This is a genomic window from Aeromonas sp. R2-2 (assembly GCF_040908355.1).
Lineage (GTDB): Bacteria > Pseudomonadota > Gammaproteobacteria > Enterobacterales > Aeromonadaceae > Aeromonas > Aeromonas veronii.
Map to the genome: position 1 here is coordinate 1 of NZ_JBFODQ010000017.1, position 17,008 is coordinate 17,008.

General features: G+C 57.9%; 16 protein-coding genes and 4 tRNA genes. 5 read left to right on the plus strand and 15 right to left on the minus strand.

Annotated elements, in window-relative coordinates:
* Positions 1 to 7: 7 nt before the first annotated feature.
* Positions 8 to 95: transfer RNA gene (locus tag AB5Z09_RS02705), tRNA-Ser, on the plus strand.
* Positions 96 to 384: 289 nt separating this feature from the next.
* Here the strand turns inward: AB5Z09_RS02705 and AB5Z09_RS02710 are convergent.
* From AB5Z09_RS02710 to AB5Z09_RS02745, 8 genes are all read right to left on the minus strand, one after another.
* Positions 385 to 1,107 (minus strand): AcvB/VirJ family lysyl-phosphatidylglycerol hydrolase, encoded by a 723-nt coding sequence (locus tag AB5Z09_RS02710; RefSeq protein WP_368194584.1) that lies wholly within the window; start codon positions 1,105 to 1,107, stop codon positions 385 to 387.
* A gap of 11 nt (positions 1,108 to 1,118) precedes the next feature.
* Positions 1,119 to 3,668, minus strand: a complete 2,550-nt coding sequence (mprF, locus tag AB5Z09_RS02715) for a bifunctional lysylphosphatidylglycerol flippase/synthetase MprF (protein ID WP_368194585.1) — start codon at positions 3,666 to 3,668, stop codon at positions 1,119 to 1,121.
* A 153-nt stretch (positions 3,669 to 3,821) separates the two neighbouring features.
* Positions 3,822 to 4,004, minus strand: a complete 183-nt coding sequence (locus AB5Z09_RS02720; RefSeq protein ID WP_076494658.1) for a hypothetical protein — start codon at positions 4,002 to 4,004, stop codon at positions 3,822 to 3,824.
* A 54-nt stretch (positions 4,005 to 4,058) separates the two neighbouring features.
* A complete protein-coding gene (gene rstB, locus AB5Z09_RS02725; RefSeq protein WP_368194586.1) occupies positions 4,059 to 5,384 on the minus strand; it encodes a two-component system sensor histidine kinase RstB in 1,326 nt (441 codons plus the stop codon).
* A 21-nt stretch (positions 5,385 to 5,405) separates the two neighbouring features.
* Positions 5,406 to 6,116, minus strand: coding sequence for a two-component system response regulator RstA (gene rstA, locus AB5Z09_RS02730; RefSeq protein ID WP_368194587.1), 711 nt, complete (start codon positions 6,114 to 6,116; stop codon positions 5,406 to 5,408).
* A 311-nt stretch (positions 6,117 to 6,427) separates the two neighbouring features.
* Positions 6,428 to 6,503: transfer RNA gene (locus AB5Z09_RS02735), tRNA-His, on the minus strand.
* A gap of 52 nt (positions 6,504 to 6,555) precedes the next feature.
* Positions 6,556 to 6,632: transfer RNA gene (locus tag AB5Z09_RS02740), tRNA-Arg, on the minus strand.
* 37 nt (positions 6,633 to 6,669) lie between these two features.
* Positions 6,670 to 6,746 (minus strand) — tRNA-Pro (locus AB5Z09_RS02745).
* 213 nt (positions 6,747 to 6,959) lie between these two features.
* On the opposite strand from AB5Z09_RS02745, the gene folD reads away from it, so the two are divergent.
* Entirely contained in the window at positions 6,960 to 7,814 is an 855-nt protein-coding gene (gene folD, locus AB5Z09_RS02750; RefSeq protein WP_005337113.1) for a bifunctional methylenetetrahydrofolate dehydrogenase/methenyltetrahydrofolate cyclohydrolase FolD, read from the plus strand.
* Between the two features lie 117 nt (positions 7,815 to 7,931).
* Here folD and cspD read toward each other — a convergent pair whose 3' ends face one another.
* Positions 7,932 to 8,150, minus strand: a complete 219-nt coding sequence (cspD, locus tag AB5Z09_RS02755) for a cold shock-like protein CspD (protein WP_005300025.1) — start codon at positions 8,148 to 8,150, stop codon at positions 7,932 to 7,934.
* Between the two features lie 229 nt (positions 8,151 to 8,379).
* Here cspD and clpS point away from each other — a divergent pair, with 229 nt between their 5' ends.
* Both clpS and clpA read left to right on the plus strand, forming a co-directional pair.
* Positions 8,380 to 8,697, plus strand: coding sequence for an ATP-dependent Clp protease adapter ClpS (clpS, locus tag AB5Z09_RS02760; RefSeq protein ID WP_005337111.1), 318 nt, complete (start codon positions 8,380 to 8,382; stop codon positions 8,695 to 8,697).
* Between the two features lie 59 nt (positions 8,698 to 8,756).
* Positions 8,757 to 11,012 carry an ATP-dependent Clp protease ATP-binding subunit ClpA gene (gene clpA, locus AB5Z09_RS02765; protein ID WP_368194588.1) on the plus strand — a complete coding sequence of 752 codons (2,256 nt, stop codon included), beginning with the start codon at positions 8,757 to 8,759 and terminating at the stop codon, positions 11,010 to 11,012.
* A gap of 68 nt (positions 11,013 to 11,080) precedes the next feature.
* Here the strand turns inward: clpA and infA are convergent, their stop codons facing one another.
* The 3 genes from infA to aat form a co-directional block, all read right to left on the minus strand.
* The gene (gene infA, locus AB5Z09_RS02770) at positions 11,081 to 11,299 is read right to left on the minus strand and encodes a translation initiation factor IF-1 (protein ID WP_005300033.1); all 219 of its coding nucleotides are present in this window, start codon (positions 11,297 to 11,299) and stop codon (positions 11,081 to 11,083) included.
* Positions 11,300 to 11,367: 68 nt separating this feature from the next.
* Positions 11,368 to 12,084, minus strand: a complete 717-nt coding sequence (locus AB5Z09_RS02775; RefSeq protein ID WP_368194589.1) for an arginyltransferase — start codon at positions 12,082 to 12,084, stop codon at positions 11,368 to 11,370.
* Positions 12,081 to 12,788, minus strand: coding sequence for a leucyl/phenylalanyl-tRNA--protein transferase (gene aat, locus AB5Z09_RS02780; RefSeq protein WP_069527212.1), 708 nt, complete (start codon positions 12,786 to 12,788; stop codon positions 12,081 to 12,083). Before aat ends, AB5Z09_RS02775 begins: the two co-directional genes overlap by 4 nt.
* Before the next feature lie 19 nt (positions 12,789 to 12,807).
* On the opposite strand from aat, the gene AB5Z09_RS02785 reads away from it, so the two are divergent.
* Complete coding sequence (locus tag AB5Z09_RS02785) at positions 12,808 to 13,278, plus strand: glycine zipper 2TM domain-containing protein (protein WP_005337104.1); 471 nt, start codon at positions 12,808 to 12,810, stop codon at positions 13,276 to 13,278.
* 108 nt (positions 13,279 to 13,386) lie between these two features.
* On the opposite strand, the gene AB5Z09_RS02790 is transcribed toward AB5Z09_RS02785, so the two are convergent.
* The 3 genes from AB5Z09_RS02790 to ald form a co-directional block, all read right to left on the minus strand.
* On the minus strand, positions 13,387 to 14,634 hold the full coding sequence (locus AB5Z09_RS02790; RefSeq protein ID WP_058057438.1) for a diguanylate cyclase: 1,248 nt from the start codon (positions 14,632 to 14,634) through the stop codon (positions 13,387 to 13,389).
* 62 nt (positions 14,635 to 14,696) lie between these two features.
* Positions 14,697 to 15,647, minus strand: coding sequence for a thioredoxin-disulfide reductase (gene trxB, locus AB5Z09_RS02795; protein WP_019445530.1), 951 nt, complete (start codon positions 15,645 to 15,647; stop codon positions 14,697 to 14,699).
* 185 nt (positions 15,648 to 15,832) lie between these two features.
* Positions 15,833 to 16,948 carry an alanine dehydrogenase gene (ald, locus tag AB5Z09_RS02800; RefSeq protein WP_368194590.1) on the minus strand — a complete coding sequence of 372 codons (1,116 nt, stop codon included), beginning with the start codon at positions 16,946 to 16,948 and terminating at the stop codon, positions 15,833 to 15,835.
* Positions 16,949 to 17,008: the final 60 nt, after the last annotated feature.

A 17,008-nucleotide genomic window follows, 5' to 3' on the forward strand; every position in this document is an offset into this window, starting at 1 on the left:
AAAATTTGGTGAGGTGTCCGAGTGGCTGAAGGAGCACGCCTGGAAAGTGTGTATACGGCAACGTATCGAGGGTTCGAATCCCTCCCTCACCGCCACATTGCAAAGCCCTGATGGAAACATCAGGGCTTTTGTTTTAGGGCGCAATCCCGAGTGGTTGCCGGCATAGGACTGCAAATCTTCGTTCTTGATAGCGCATCTGGCTGAACCGCATGGGCAATCGCAGTGAAAAGCCTCGGTGACCTTGACGCCACGGCCAGCCCATTGGTCGCTCCTTTTAAAGTTTCCGCCCGATTCAGTACAAGGGCCTCTCGCAAGAGAGGTCCTTTTCATTGCTCGCTGATTTGCCCTGCTCGGCACTTGAAAGGCATTCCGTGGTGATACCGATTAATGCTCCACCGTCAGCGGATCCGGGGGCAGGTTCAGAAGCTTGGTGATGGCCTGATAGAGCTGGGGGTAGTTATCGTCAAAATGGTGTCCTCCCGGCAGGGTGACGCTGGTGACGTTGGGCTGGTTGAGGCGGGGGCAGAGGCGGTCGCCGTCATCGTCATCGGCTCCTTGCAGGCAGAGCATCGGCAGATCGCGGATGGTCTTCACCTGCGGTTCGGTCGGGTAGCTGCGGGTCTTGTGGGTCAGCATGTCGCTGACGTGGATCTCGAAATCCGAGCTGGTAGAGGGGGAGAGCATCACGGCCCCGACCAGCCCCTGACGATAGTGCTCCGGCAACCGGTTGATGACGAAGGGGACAATCTCGGCACCAAACGAGAAGCCGACCAGCAGCCAGCGGGGGCGCTGCCAGCGAGTCTGGTAATCATCGAGGAGCCGCTCCAGATCGGCGGTCACCTGCTCCGGCGTTTTCTTCTTCCAGTAGTAGGTGAGGGAGCTCCAGCCCACGACCGGCAAGCCGTGCAGCTGAAACTGGGCGCTCAACCCCTTGTCGAGGGCCGCCCAGCCACCATCGCCGCTGAGAAACACCACCATGGGGGCGTCGGATGGCTGCTTGACCGGCAGCTCAATCAGGCTCAGGTCATCCTTGACCGGGGCGGCGTGCGCCGCAAAAGACGAAACGGGCAGTACGAGACTGAGTAACAGCAAAATCAAGGCTCTCATTGGCCATGCTCCTATTTCTTGATCAGCCCCAGCGGGCCGCGGCTAATCAGGGTGATCAGGTGAGTCAGGGTTCTGGGCAGTACCAGCTTGCTGCTGCAGAGCAGGTAGCGGGGTTCCCAGCGGGGCGAAAATTTCTCCTTGTAGCGTCTGAGCCCCTGAAAGTTGTAAAAACGGCTGCCACGGACGAACAGGGTATTGCCAAGGCGGGCCCAGTAGCTGTTGAGCGGGTGATCGTTGAAGCCGGACATGGGGGCCATCCCCAGATTGAAGCTGGCGTACCCTTGCGCCTTGCCCCACAGCAGCAGCTCGACAAAGAGAAAATCCATGATGGGGGCGGTGCCGGTATCCAGGCTATAGCGCATCAGATCGATGGAGAGCATCTCCTTGTTATCGCTCACCCAGAGATTGGCAAAGCCGACGATCTGTCCCTCGTGCCACACCAGTGCAGCCGGGCTCAAGGTCAGGTAGTCAGGCTCGAATCGGCCGACCGAGAAGCCCTTCTCCTTGCCCATCTTGCTCTGCAGCCAGGTATCGGAGACGGTCTGCAATCTGGGCAGCAGGGGGGCCACGGCGCTCGCCTCGACCACCTCGAAGGTCAACCCTTCCCGTTTGCCCTTGGCGTGGCTCTGGCGCAGGTTGCGCAACCGACTGCCCGCCAGATCGAAGGTAGCCAGATCGACCATCGCCTCTTCACCGAGCTTGAAGGGGATCAGCCCGAGCTCCAGATAGAGCGGCAGATAGCGGGCCGAGACCTGATAAAAGACCGGGTTGGCGTCGTGCTCGTCGCAGCGCTCGCGAAATTGCCAGAGCAGCTCTTCGATCTGCTCGGGGCGACCGACGGGATCCCCCATCACAATCCAGCTGTTGCCCTCGATTCCATGCATCAGGAAGGCGTCGCCGGCGGGGTGGAACAGCAGGGACTTGTCCTGCAGCTGGGCCAGATAACCGTGGATCCCCCCTTCGCGCACCACCAGCTCGTGAGCGCGCGCCAGCGTCTCCTTGTCCGGCTTTTCACCGACTACCCGCAGCGGTGCAAGCAGCTGGGCAACCCCGGCAACGGCCAGCACGGCCACCACGCTCCCCATGGCGCGCAGGCCGCGGGCAGCCCCGCCGTGGGGCGAGAAGTGGAACCAGAGGGCGTGGTCATACTCCACCTGACGGTAGGAGAAGAGCAGCAGCCACAGGGCTCCCAGCAGCACGGCGCCGACCGAGATGAGCCAGCCCGGGGTGTACTGGGGATAGAGCAGCGACCCCTTGCGATAGAAGAGAGAGCGGCAGGGAGTCATGATCAGCAGGAAGCTGCCGAGCAGCAGGGCTGACTCCCAGTCTCCCCCCTTGAGCAGGGAGAAGGCGATACCCAGAGCCAGCAGCAGCTGGGTGATGCGAAACGCGGCGTCGTGACGGCGATAGAGGCTGCGAGCCAGCAGGATCAGGAGGATACCGCTCACGCTGCCGAGCACGTGGGAGAGCTCGAGCAGATGGAGCGGTAACACCTGCAGCCACACCTCGATGTGGCTGCGCATGGTCGGGATCATCCCCGAGCAGAGCAGCAGGCTACCGGCGGCGAAGGTGCCCATGCTGATAAGGGCGGGCAGAAATTCGCGCACTGCGCTCATCAGCCCCTGTAGCCGCTGCCAGCGTGCTTTTTGTTGCAGCATCTCCTGGCTGGTAAAGAGCAGCAGGGCACAGAGAAAGGGGAGCAGGTAATAGATGCAGCGGTAGAGCAGCAGCGATGCGAGCAGCTTGTCGGTTGGCAGGTAGTGAGCCAACAGCAGGCTCATGCTTGCTTCGAACACGCCGATCCCACCCGGCACGTGGGCCAGTACCCCGAGGAAGCTGGCCAGCACGAAGGCACTGAGCAGCACGGGGTAGGGGATGCTATCTGCAGGCAACAACACAAACAACACGGCGGCGGCGGCAATCCAGTCGGCCAGCGCGACCAACAGCTGCAACAGACGAACCTTGAAGCCGGGCAGGATCAGGCTGTGTGTTCGCCAGGATAGACGGTGTGTGGGCCAGCAGAGGTAGCAGGCCACCAACAGCAGCGCCATCATGCCCGCCAGCTTGAGCAGGGTATCTGCCCATTGCTGCCAGTCAGGCAGCAGCTGTGATACATCGCAGGTCAGTAGGGCGCCACCTCCCCACGCCAACAGGCCGAGGAAGAAGGTGATGGAGCAGAACAGCACCACGCGGGCTACCTCACCGGTCGCCAGACCGAGGGCTGAGTAGAGGCGATAGCGTACCGAGGTGCCGGTCAGCAGGGCAAATCCCAGGGTGTTGGAGAAGGTGTAGGCGATAAAGGAGGTGATGCTGACCTGTTGCCAGGGAAGGCGCTTGCCCAGCGCATGGAGCGCCAGCATGTCATAGCTGCAGAGACAACCATAACTGAGCAGGGTCAGCAACAGGGCGCCCACCAGTCGCGGCAGGGGTTGGGACCAGATGGCCACACGAATATCGTGCCAGTGCCATGCCTGGGTCAGGTGATACAGCACGGTCAGTGCGGTGCCGAGCAGCAGCAAGCTGCACAAGGGGCCGAGCCATTTAAGCAGATGACGCCACATGCCATGTTCCTGTGGTCATTGACCGTTTCCCGCAAAGGGGGAGCCGGGTCGTGGATCCGGTTTGGACGAGGGAGGCGCTCGTCAGGAAAATTTCGGGAAGAGATGGAAAGGGAGGCATCAGCCTCCCTTGGTGCTATCCAGTGACCGGTCGGATCACTTGGTTTTCGGCGCGACTTTGACGGCAGGGGTCTTGGCGTGGGTGGTTTTATGGTGTTTTTTCACCACCTTGGTCTGGGTCGCCTGCGGTGTGGCTGTCTTGGTCGGGGTGGCCGCCATGGTGAAACCGGAGGTGAGGGCGAAGACGGCAGCCAGGGTCAGGGGAATGATCTTTTTCATGGTCAATTTCCTTATTCGGATTGGTGGTATGGAGCATTTCTCCATGACTTCATCCTATGACGCTGAGCGCGGTACTTCAGTGAGCACTTGGTGACGGTTTGTATCCAAATGTACAGGCAGGGTGAGGCAGAAGCGGGCGCCGTGGTCACTGGCCAGCAATGCCACATCCCCCCCGTGATGACGGGCAATGCTGCGCACGATGGCCAACCCCAACCCGGTGCCGCCGGTGCGACGATCCCGACTCTGATCAAGGCGCACGAACGGCTCGAAGATCTGGGGCGCCAGCGCGGGATCGATCCCCGGTCCATCGTCGCTCACCTCCAGTAGATAGTTCTCCTGCAGCCGCGAGATGGAGAGGGTAACCTCGCTCTCGGCGTAGCGCAGAGCATTGCCGATGAGGTTCTCCACCGCGCGGGTCAGCAGACGCTGATCGCCGCACCAGGGCATGTAGCGTTGCGGCAGATCGAGGGTGAGCCTCTTCTCGGGGGCCAGCGCTTGCCAGTCGCCGAGATGCGCTTGTGCCCAGTGACTGAGTTCAAGCTCGTCCTGCTGCAACGGCAACTCGGGTCTATCCAGCCTGGCGTAGGTGAGCATCTCTTCGATCAGAGCGTCCAGCGCTCCCAGATCTCGCTCCAGCGCCTGCTGCTCCTGCTCGGCAGGGGCAGGATCGAGCATGGCAAGCCGATAGCGCAACCGGACCAGCGGGGTGCGCAACTCGTGGGCGATGGCATCGGTCAGTTGCTTGCGGCTGGCAATCATGGCCTGCAATTGGGTCGCCATTTGATCGAAGGTGCGTCCCACCCGGGCCAGACTGCTGCCCGGTGGCAGATTGGTTCGGCAGGAGAGATCCCCATCGCCTACGCGACGTGCGGTTTGCTCCAACTGTTGCAAGCCACGCCAGTGGGGACGCAGCCACAGAAGGATGGGCAGGCCGAGAGAGAGGCCGATCACCAGCAGCAGTCCCACATCGACCCAGTGCAGCTCGTGCAGGTAGGAGAGATAGGGAACCGGGCCGACAATCAGCACCCGATCGGTATCGGGGATGCGCTGCAGGAAGGTGTCATCCTCCTCGACGATGACAATATTGCCAGCGGCCAGAAAGGCCTGATCCTCGCTGGCCAGGGGCTGGCGCACCAGCTCGCCGATCTTGAGGGGGAGGGTAAACTGACTGCTCTGCTCGGCCAGTCGATCGGGCCAGCGTTCTGGCGGGGTTCTTGCCAACTCGCCGGTCAACAGGCCAAGAGAGCCCTGCATCATGCGTTCGAGATAGCGATCACCCGCCCGTTCTGCGGTCACCTGATAGACCACACCCACCAGCAGGATGGCTAGGGTGAAGCAGCCGATCAGCAACAGATAGAATTGGATAAAGAGACGGCGCATGGCGGTGTTCCCGAAAGAGGGTTATTCCCAGGCGTGGGGGACGAAGAGGTAGCCTTTCTGGCGCACCGTCTTGATCCGGGTCGGGTTGTCGGGGTTATCACCCAGTTTGCGGCGCAGGCGGGAGATGGCCACATCCATGCTGCGATCCTGACCGTCATACTCCCGCCCGCGTAGACTGCGAAAGAGGGTGTCCCGTCCCAAGATCTGGCCAGCGTGACAGGCAAGCTCCCACAGCAGATCAAAGTCGGCGGTCGAGAGGGCAATGCTCTCGCCATCGAGCCGCACATCTCGTCCCGGACCATCCACCCGCAGCCGACCAAATTGCAGCTGCTGGGGAACGCTGCTGGTGGCTGCCGGTTGGGTTGGTGTTTGCTGGTGCTGGCGAAATTGCACCCGAAGTCGGGCCAGCAGCACCGGTGGTGGTGTCGTTTTGAGGATGTAGTCGTTGGCGCCCAGCTCCAGACTCAGGATCTGGTTCATGTCGCTATCCAGCGAGGTGAGCATTACGATGGGGCCGTCGAAGCGTGGCCGCAGATCCCGGCAGAGGGACATACCATCCTGTCCCGGCAGCATGATATCGAGCAGTACCAGATCCGGTTGTTCGGCCTCGATCCGGGCCAGCGCCATGTCCCCTCTGGGCTCGAGGATCACGTCCATATCGTGGCGACCGAGCCAACTGCTGATGAGCTGGCCAATCTCGGGATCATCTTCGACAAAAAGAATGCGTTGCATAGAAAAGCTCCAACGGAAAGCAGGAGAGAAGAAGAGCGATCAGCATATCAATGGCGCTTGGGAAATACAGAAAAAGAACCGGGCAGGCTGATGTGCGGGGGAGTGTGGCTGTGTCATCGATGGGGAGAAGCACATCGTGACAAATGGGCAGAGCCGCGTTTATCGGTCTGGAGGATGGCCTTGCAGACAAGGCATGGCACAGTCGAGCGCAAAACAAAAAACCGGCCAAGGCCGGTTTTTCGCGGAGCAGACCAGAAGGTCACTGCACCAAGTCGATGGACATCACCTTGCGGCGATTATCGACAGAATAATGGGGTGGCTGATGGGGCTCGAACCCACGACAACCGGAATCACAATCCGGGACTCTACCAACTGAGCTACAGCCACCACTGAAATTTTCATCAACGCTCGCCAATCCAAAAGGAAAGGGGAGCATTAATGGCGCGCCCTGCAGGATTCGAACCTGCGACCCACGGCTTAGAAGGCCGTTGCTCTATCCAACTGAGCTAAGGGCGCTTTGTATCAACACGTCTTAAGGACGAGTCGATGAACATGGTCGGTGATAAAGGATTCGAACCTTTGACCCTCTGGTCCCAAACCAGATGCGCTACCGGACTGCGCTAATCACCGAAAATCCCTGACCAGCATATCGACATGAGTCGTACTGGGCAACGGGCGGGCATCATAGCCAAGCGTAAGGGGCAGCGTCAACGACTTTTTCCCCCAGTAAATTCAAGTGCCTACTTATTGCCCGCTACAGGTCTGGCGTGCGTCTGCCGCTAACATCCCGGCTAAAAAAATGCGACAATGCGCGGCAGTTGAACACATGGTGAGTGGAGAACGATGTCTGCCAAAATCATAGATGGAAAACAGGTTGCGCAAACGATTCGCAGCCAGGTCGCGGCGCAAGTCCAACAGCGGTTGGCGGCAGGGAAACGGGCTCCAGGGCTGGCAGTCATTCTGGTGGGGGCGGATCCCGCCTCTCAGGTCTATGTCGGCAGCAAACGCCGGGCATGTGAGGAGGTGGGGTTTCTCTCCCGCTCCTATGATCTGAGTGCAACCGCCAGTCAGGAAGAGCTGCTGGCGCTGATTGACCAGCTGAATGCGGATAGCCACGTAGATGGCATTCTGGTTCAGTTGCCGTTGCCGGATCACTTTGATACCACTCAGGTGCTGGAGCGGATCCAGCCTGACAAGGATGTAGATGGATTCCACCCGTATAACGTCGGCCGTCTGGCACAACGTATTCCGGCGCTGCGCCCCTGCACTCCGAAAGGGATCATGACGCTGATCGAGACCACCGGCGTGAAGACACATGGTCTGCATGCGGTCGTGGTGGGAGCGTCCAACATCGTCGGGCGTCCCATGACCCTCGAATTGTTGCTGGCTGGCTGCACAACCACGACCTGTCACCGCTTTACCCGGGATCTGGAAGAGCAGGTTCGCCGTGCCGATCTGCTGGTTGTTGCGGTCGGCAAGCCCAACTTCATTCCTGGCGAGTGGATCAAACCGGGGGCACTGGTAATCGATGTGGGCATCAATCGCTTGGCTGATGGCTCGCTGGTCGGGGATGTGGAGTTTGAGACGGCGCGCAGCCATGCCTCCTTCATTACTCCGGTACCCGGTGGTGTGGGCCCGATGACGGTCGCCAGCCTGATGGAAAATACCCTGATCGCCTGCAGTGAATATCACGACTGATCATGGCTGGTGATAACCCTGCGATCCCGTGAGGAGGCAGGATTCGCCAGAAATCTGACAATAAAAAACCGGTTGCTCAGAGAGGAACCGGTTTTTTATTTATCCAACGGGTGTTATTTACATATTTTGTGCTTCGTTTGGCACAATCACAGAGGCGTGATTTCCTTTCGGCCCCTGTTGCAGTTCAAAATTGACAGCCTGACCCGCTTTCAGGGTCTTGTAGCCCTCCATTTGAATCGTGGAGTAGTGAGCGAAGATATCCTCACCGCCCCCTTCCGGACAGATAAACCCAAATCCTTTTGCGTTGTTAAACCACTTAACTGTGCCGGTTGCCATACTTCTACATCCTTTTATTGATTACCCAGAAGTCGTTGAGTAACCTGCGCCAGCCCTTTATAACTAGGGACATGGGCCCATAGCAGACGGGCACAGATTAGCAAGTAACCAATCTAGTCTAACTTTTGAGCGAGTCAAGAAGTTGTTAACAGCTGATGTGATCTGGTTAACAAGTCTATTGACAACCTTGTGTTAGACGGTAGTAATCTAGAGGTACCAAAGCGCGATTATGAGCAAGCAGAAAGAACTCTTTGCTAATGAAGAGATTGCAGAAGCAGAGAAAACAAAGCTGCAGCCGCCACCCATGTATAAGGTTGTGTTGAACAACGATGACTACACGCCCATGGAGTTTGTGGTGGAGGTGCTGCAAAAGTTCTTTGGTATGGATTTGGACAAGGCGACTCAGGTCATGCTGAGTGTGCATTATAGTGGTAAGGGTGTCTGCGGCATGTTTACCGCAGAGATCGCTGAAACCAAGGTTGTCCAGGTCAACACCTATGCACGTAACAACGAACATCCACTGCTCTGTACTATGGAAAAGGCTTGAATCTGATGACTTGATGGCGAGTGTGACACCACATTGTAGCTGTACTAGGGGAGGTGCCTATGTTGAATAAAGATCTAGAAAAGACGCTGAACGAGGCTTTCAAACTGGCCCGTGACGAGCGCCACGAATTCATGACCGTCGAGCACCTGTTGTTAGCCCTTCTGGATAACAGTTCAGCCCATGAGGCGCTGAGCTCTTGTGGTGCCGATGTCGAGCAGATGCGCAAGGAGATCCGCGCATTCATCACCCAAACCACTCCGCTCATACCGCGCGAGGATGAAGATCGTGAAACCCAGCCGACACTGGGCTTCCAGCGCGTGTTGCAGCGTGCCGTCTTCCATGTGCAATCCTCCGGCAATACCGAAGTCAGCGGCGCCAACGTGCTGGTCGCTATCTTCAGTGAGCAGGAGTCACAAGCTGCCTATTTCCTGAAAAAAGCCGAGATCAGCCGTCTCGACGTCGTCAATTTCCTATCCCACGGGGTGCGTAAGGACAGCAAGCCGGATCTCGGCAGCAATAACAATCCTGAGTCTGATGATGATGTTTCGGCCGCCCAGATCGAAAGCTTTGCCACCAACCTGAACCAGCTGGTGCTGGAAGGGCGCATCGATCCGCTGATTGGCCGTGATCAGGAGCTCAATCGTACCATTCAGGTGCTCTGCCGCCGTCGCAAGAACAATCCGCTGCTGGTGGGTGAAGCGGGCGTGGGCAAAACCGCCATTGCCGAAGGTCTGGCCTATCGCATCGTCAAGGGGGATGTCCCCGAGGTGATTGCGGGCAGTACCATCTATTCGCTGGATATGGGTTCTCTGCTGGCGGGCACCAAATACCGTGGTGATTTCGAGAAGCGCCTCAAGGTACTGCTCAAGCAGATTGAGCGTCAGGAAGGGGCCATCCTCTTTATCGACGAGATCCATACCATCATTGGTGCCGGTGCGGCATCCGGTGGTCAGCTGGATGCGGCCAACCTGATCAAGCCGCTGCTTTCCAATGGTTTGCTCCGCTGTGTGGGATCCACCACTTATCAGGAGTACGCCCAAATCTTCGAGAAAGACCGTGCGCTGGCCCGTCGCTTCCAGAAGATCGATATTGTCGAGCCGACTATCGATGACACCACGCGCATCCTGATGGGGCTCAAGAGTCGCTACGAAGCCCACCACGGCGTACGCTATACCGCCAAGGCGATCCGTGCAGCTGCCGAGCTCTCTGCCAAGTACATCAATGATCGTCACCTACCCGACAAGGCGATCGATGTGATCGACGAGGCGGGCGCCGGTCAACGGTTGCTGCCTGCGAGCAAGCGCAAGAAAGTGATCAATGTGCAGGAAATTGAGTCCATCGTAGCCAAGATCGCCCGCATTCCGGAGAAATCAGTTTCTTCCTCGGATAAAGAGGTACTGAAGAACCTGGAGCGCAATCTGAAGATGGTGGTCTTTGGTCAGGATAAAGCCATCGAGGTGTTGACAGATGCGATTCGCCTCTCTCGTTCAGGTTTGGGTAACGAGCGTCGCCCGGTTGGTTGCTTCCTGTTTGCCGGTCCTACCGGTGTTGGTAAAACAGAGGTGACCCAGCAGTTGGGCAAGGCATTGGGTGTCGAGATGCTGCGCTTTGATATGTCCGAGTATATGGAACGCCACACCGTCTCACGCCTGATTGGTGCGCCTCCCGGCTATGTTGGTTTTGAGCAGGGTGGTTTACTGACCGATGCGGTGATCAAGCATCCTCATTCCGTTGTGTTGCTTGACGAAATTGAGAAAGCTCACCCGGACGTATTCAATCTACTGTTGCAGGTGATGGACAACGGTACCTTGACCGATAACAACGGACGCAAGGCGGATTTCCGTAACGTCATTTTGGTGATGACTACCAACGCCGGTGTGCAGGAGACCCAACGCAAATCGATTGGCTTCCAGCAACAGGATTTGAGCCACGATGCCATGGCGGTGATCAACAAGACCTTCAGTCCGGAGTTCCGTAACCGGCTTGATCACACCATCTGGTTCAACCATCTCGATATGACGGTGATCCATCAGGTGGTCGACAAGTTCATTGTCGAATTGCAGGTTCAACTGGATGCGAAGGGAGTTTCTCTCGAGGTGTCCGAGCGTGCCCGCCACTGGTTGGCGGAGAAGGGGTATGACAGAGCCATGGGCGCCAGACCGATGGGTCGGGTAATCCAGGAGCACCTCAAGAAACCCTTGGCCAACGAGATCCTGTTCGGTTCACTGGTTGACGGGGGAATAGTGAAGGTTGAGTTGGTAAATGACAGCCTCAGCTTTGATTTTCAGGTCAATGTTGAAGCTGTTTCCCACTAAGCGTCAGTGATCAGAAAACGACAAAAAACCCCAACCGAAAGGTTGGGGTTTTTTGCTGAATTCCTGGCTTAGCGAGAGCGGAAAACAATACGTCCCTTGGAGAGATCGTAGGGAGTCAGTGCTACCGTTACTTTGTCTCCAGTCAGGATACGAATGTAGTTTTTGCGCATCTTGCCTGAAATATGAGCGATAACCACGTGACCATTCTCCAGTTCCACACGGAACATGGTATTGGGCAGGGTTTCGAGAATAGTGCCCTGCATCTCAATACTGTCTTCTTTAGCCATTGAATCCTCTTGATAAGCCACAACAAAAAACCGCTGGATCATGCCGGATTTAAGGCTATGTGTAAAGTTTACTCGGGCTTGGTGTCGATATTTTTCCATTCCCCCTGAATTAACAGCTCATGAGGGAGGTAATTGCGTTTGTAATTCATCTTGCGACACGCCTCTACCAGATAGCCAAGATAGAGCCAGCTTCGCCCGGTTCTCCTGGCCAGATCGAGCTGGCAGAGGATGGCAAAGGTGCCCAGGGAGCGATCGGCATAATCCGGATCGAAGAAGGTGTACATGGCACTCAAGGAGTGGGGCAGCAGGTCTGTGGTGGCGACACCGATCAGGCGGCCCTCTTTGCGCATCTCCAGGTAGAGTGGCGGCATCCAGTCACAATGGAGAAACCCGCGATACTGGCTGCGGTTGGGGGGATACATGCTGCCATCGTGATGGCGTTCGCGGATATAGCGTTCGTAGAGCAGGTAATACTCGGGCTTGTCGTCGTAGCTCAGGACGATCTCGATATCCCTGTTGAGCTGGCGGATCCGCTTCTGGCCGCGGCTGGGGCGAAAGCGCTCGCTGTGAATTCGAAGGGATTGGCAGGCATGGCACGCCGAGCAGTGGGGGCGATAGATGTCGTTGCCACTGCGGCGAAAACCGGCAGTCAACAATCGCTCGTAACCGTTGGCGTTGAGCAGATTGTGATCCATCAGCACCAGCAACTGCTCCTGTTCATGGTCCAGATAACTGCAGGGATGCTTGGGAGTCAGCCCTACTTTAAGGATCACTTCTTCAGTCATAGGCTGATTTCCCCCTCTTGCCAGCAGGAAGCCAATAGTGGTTGATGGCCAAGGCGTGCCAGCTCGGCCAGAAAACGGGCCCGTGGCCACTCCTCGATACCCAGGGTCGCCAGAAACGGGTTTTGCATCTGGCAATCGATGAGGGCGCCGCGATGGCGGGCGAAGTGGCGACAGAGTGCCACCATGGCAAGTTTGGCGCCGTTATCAATCCGGCTGAACATGGATTCACCGCAAAACAGTCGGCCGATAGAGAGGCCATACAGTCCCGCTTGCAGCTCTCCCTCCTGCCAGATCTCGATAGAGTGGGCATGACCCAGTTGGTGCAACTGCTGGTAGGCCTCGATCATGGGTTGGCTGATCCAGGTGCCATCGGCAGTGCGACGAGGGGCGGCGCAGGCGGTAATGACTTCATTAAAGGCGCGATTAACGGAAATATCGAATGGGGTACGGCGGATAATCTTCTGCAGTGTCCGCCCCACATGGAGTTGGTCGGGACGGATCACCCCGCGGGGATCCGGTGACCACCACAGGGTCGGTTGGTGGGGTTCATTCCACGGGAAGATCCCCTTGTGGTAAGCTGCCAGCAATCTGGCAGGGGAGAGATCCCCGCCGATCGCCAGCAAGCCGTTGGGCTCTTCCAGCGCATGGCTGGGGTCGGGAAACCAGCAAAGCTCATCATCCAGTTGGGTAAGATAGCGAGACATAAGGCAACGAGGTTCATAGATGAAGGCCATTATCCTGATAGTATCCAGCTTGCTCTGCTTTGTCACGGCGCCCGCCGGGGCGGAGGTCTACCAGCGCAATACCGCGCGGCCGGTCAATCAGGTGGTGTTTGGTCAGGTCGAAACGGTGCGCAATATTACCCAGCGCCAGATCCTGGAGTCCGAGCACTCTGGCTGGAAGACGCTGGGTGGTGCCGTGTTGGGCGGCTTGCTGGGCAACCAGTTTGGCGGCGGTCATGGCCGTGAGATCGCCACCGCCGTCGGGGCGCTCGCTGGTGCTGCGGCTGCGCAGCAATACCAGTCCGGGGGAACCGTGGTGGAAAACAAGTTGGTGGAGCTGCTGATCCGCAACGAGCAAAATGCCCTTATCAACGTGATCCAGGATTATGATCCCGCCATGGTCTTTGCCAATGGAGACAAGGTGCGCATTCTCTACTTCGATGATGGGGTGCGGGTCGACAAGACTTACTGACTTTCGATAGTCATGGTGATGGGGAGACTGTGGCAGGAAAGGAACCCGCAGACTCTCCTGCCGGAAAGTCTGTCGGGCGGTAATACACGGGACTGATGCCCTGAGGATTCAGATAGTTATCTCTTGAGAGACTATCTTGTCGCGACCGGTGTTCTTTGCCTGATAGAGCAGCCGATCCGCTACGCTCAGCGCCTCGTCCATGGATATCCGCCCGACGCTGATCACGCCGTAACTGGCGCGAACAAAGAGCGGGGTTTCCGGTGACAAAGGTTGCTGGCGCAGCTGCTGACGCAGCCCTTCAAGACGCTTGATCAACACGGGGACGGTACAGTGAGGCACCATCATGGCAAACTCCTCTCCGCCAAAGCGGGCGATCATGGCATCGGGGAAGAACTGGGTCAGTAGCCGGGTCAGATGGCAGAGCAGTTGATCGCCGATGGCATGGCCCCAGTGATCGTTGACCTGCTTGAAGTGATCCACATCGAGCACACAGAGTGCAAGAGGCGTCTGCAGGCGCTGATGCTCTTCAAACCATTTTTGCCCTTCGTTGAACCAGTAGCGCCGGTTGTAGAGACCGGTCAGGTAATCACGATTGGCTGACTCCTGAATGCTGTTGAACTGCTCGAGCGCTTCCAGATTGTGGCTGACCCGACACTGCAGTTCTTCCGGCTCGAACGGCTGGTTGAGAAAGTCGTTGGCGCCCTGCTTGAGGTAGCGAGCAGAGAGACCGCGCTTGTCCGAGACCGAGATCCCGATAATCGCGAGCTGCTGCTTGCTGTATCGCTCTCTCAGCATCCGCACCAGACTGATGCCATCGATATCCGGCATATAGTAGTCGACGAGTGCCAGCCGGATGTCCGGGTGTTGCTCCAGCATCGCCATCGCTTCACGGGCATGACTGGCCTCATGCACCTGCAACAACTGCTTGCGCAACTGGGCCATGGTGCGGTGACGGGAGGTGCGTGAGTCGTCGACCACCAGCACTTCGATCGACTGGTTGAGATAGAGGCGGTGCACCAGACTGACGGCATATTGCAGCGAGTGGCGCGAATCCTTCATCACATAGTCCAGCACGCCGGTTTCCAGCCAGGCGGCACGTTTATCCTCGCTGATGTCGGCAGTGAGGATCACCACCGGCAAACCTCGAGCAAGCAGCTCGTTGACCGCTTCGCCACGGGGCGCATCCGGCAAGGTCAGGTCCACCAGCGCGACCACATACTCCTCGCCCCGGCAGTGACGGGCACCTTCGAGGGTATCGAAGGCGTCAATCTCGAGGCCAGTTTGCTGGGCAATGGCCTGAGTCAGCATACGGCGGATGGTCAGGCTATCTTCGACAATCAATATCTTCTGTTTCATTAGACTCCTTTAAATAAAAAAGGCATACCGACTGGTATGCCTTATATCACAACTACGCTTATTTATTGCGCGTCGAGGTAGCGTTCGGCATCGAGGGCTGCCATGCAGCCGGTACCGGCAGAGGTGATCGCCTGACGGTAGTTGTGGTCGGCCACGTCGCCGGCAGCGAAGACACCTTCAATGCTGGTCTGGGTGGCAAAACCGTCGAGGCCGCCACGTACCTTCAGATAACCGTTTTGCATCTCCAGCTGGCCATCGAAGATCTGGGTATTGGGCTGATGGCCGATGGCGATGAAGACGCCCATCAGCGGCAGCTCGCTGGTACTGTTGTCCTGAGTGTTGCGCAGGCGCACACCGGTGACTCCCATCTGATCGCCCAGCACTTCGTCCAGGGTCTGGTGGGTGTGCAGCACGATGTTGCCGCTCGCAACCTTGTCGTGCAGACGCTTGATCAGGATCTTCTCGGCACGGAACTCGTCGCGGCGGTGGATCAGGTGCACCTTCTTGGCGATGTTGGCCAGATACAAGGCTTCTTCAACAGCGGTGTTGCCGCCGCCGATCACCGCCACTTCCTGATTGCGGTAGAAGAAACCGTCACAGGTGGCACAGGCGGAGACGCCGCGCCCCTTGAAGGCCTCTTCGGAGGGCAGGCCCAGATACTTTGCGGAGGCGCCGGTCGCGATGATCAGGGCATCGCAGGTGTACTCGCCGTTGTCGCCCTTGAGACGGAACGGGCGCTGAGTCAGTTCGACACTGTTGATGTGATCAAACAGGATGCGGGTGTCGAACTTCTCTGCATGCTCTTTCATGCGCTCCATCAGGGCAGGGCCGGTCAGCCCTTCCGGATCACCTGGCCAGTTCTCCACTTCGGTGGTGGTGGTCAGCTGACCCCCTTGCTGCATGCCGGTGATGAGCAGGGGATTGAGGTTGGCGCGGGCGGCGTAGACGGCCGCGGTGTAACCGGCCGGGCCTGACCCTAAGATCAGCAATTTGCTGTGAGTGACTTGGCTCATGATGTCATTTCCGGGATGTGATGAGTTTGCGCGATTGTAGGTAATTCGTGATCCGGGGTCAAAGGCTGGTGAGTCGATTGCACTAATCGTGTTCACAAGGGGTGACATGCAAAATAAAGGAATAAAAAAACCGCCCATCGCGGGCGGATTTTCACTCATCTCCAACTGGCGCAGGCCAGCGCAGATCAGTTCAACAGGGTCAGGGGATCCGTGTAGGCAAGGCCATGTGCCACGGCCACTTCCTTGCAGGTGAGCTTGCCCTCCATCACGTTGAGCCCGTGCAACAGGTTGGGATCGCTCAGCAGTGCCTGACGATACCCTTGCTGGGCCAGCTTGATGATAAAGGGGAGGGTGGCATTGTTGAGCGCCACGGTCGAGGTGCGGGCAACCGCCCCCGGCATGTTGGCGACACAGTAGTGCACCACCTCATCGACAATATAGGTCGGATCCTGGTGGGTGGTGGCGTGGGAGGTTTCCACACAGCCGCCCTGATCGATGGCCACATCGACGATGGCAGAACCCGGCTTCATGCGCGCAATGTGGTCACGGCGGACAAGTTTTGGCGCAGTGGCACCCGGTACCAGCACGCCGCCGATGACCAGATCGGCCGCCAGCAGATGGCGCTCCAGCGTCTCGCTGTTGGAGTAGACCACCTTGGCTGCTCCCTGGAACTCGTTATCGAGACGGCGCAGGGTATCGACGTTGTTGTCGAGGATGGTGACATCCGCGCGCAGGCCAATGGTCATGCGGGCCGCATTGGAGCCGACCACGCCGCCGCCGATGATCACCACCTTGGCCGGTTCGACACCGGGTACGCCGCCGAGCAGCACACCGCTTCCACCGCGGGATTTTTCCAGCGCCTGGGCACCCGCCTGAATAGACATGCGTCCGGCCACTTCTGACATGGGGGCCAGCAGGGGCAGGCCGCCACGGCCGTCGGTGACGGTTTCATAGGCGATACAGATGGCGCCGCTTTTCAGCAGGGCTTCGGTCTGGGGCAAGTCTGGCGCCAGATGCAGATAGGTGAACAGGGTTTGACCCGGGCGCAGCATGGCACATTCGACAGGCTGAGGTTCCTTGACCTTGACGATCATCTCGGCTTTGGCGAAAACCTCTGCTGCAGAGGCCAAAATTTCGGCTCCAACAGCGATATAATCTGCATCGCTGAAGCCAATGCCGTTTCCGGCACCGCTTTGGACGAAAACAGTATGGTTTCGTGCTGTCAGTTCACGTACACTGGCCGGAACCATGCCTACGCGGTATTCATGGTTTTTTATCTCTTTAGGTACACCGATAATCATGCTATCCCTCGTCTATAGATTGGTGTTTCATGTTGCCAAAATGTTAACCAACATTTGCGC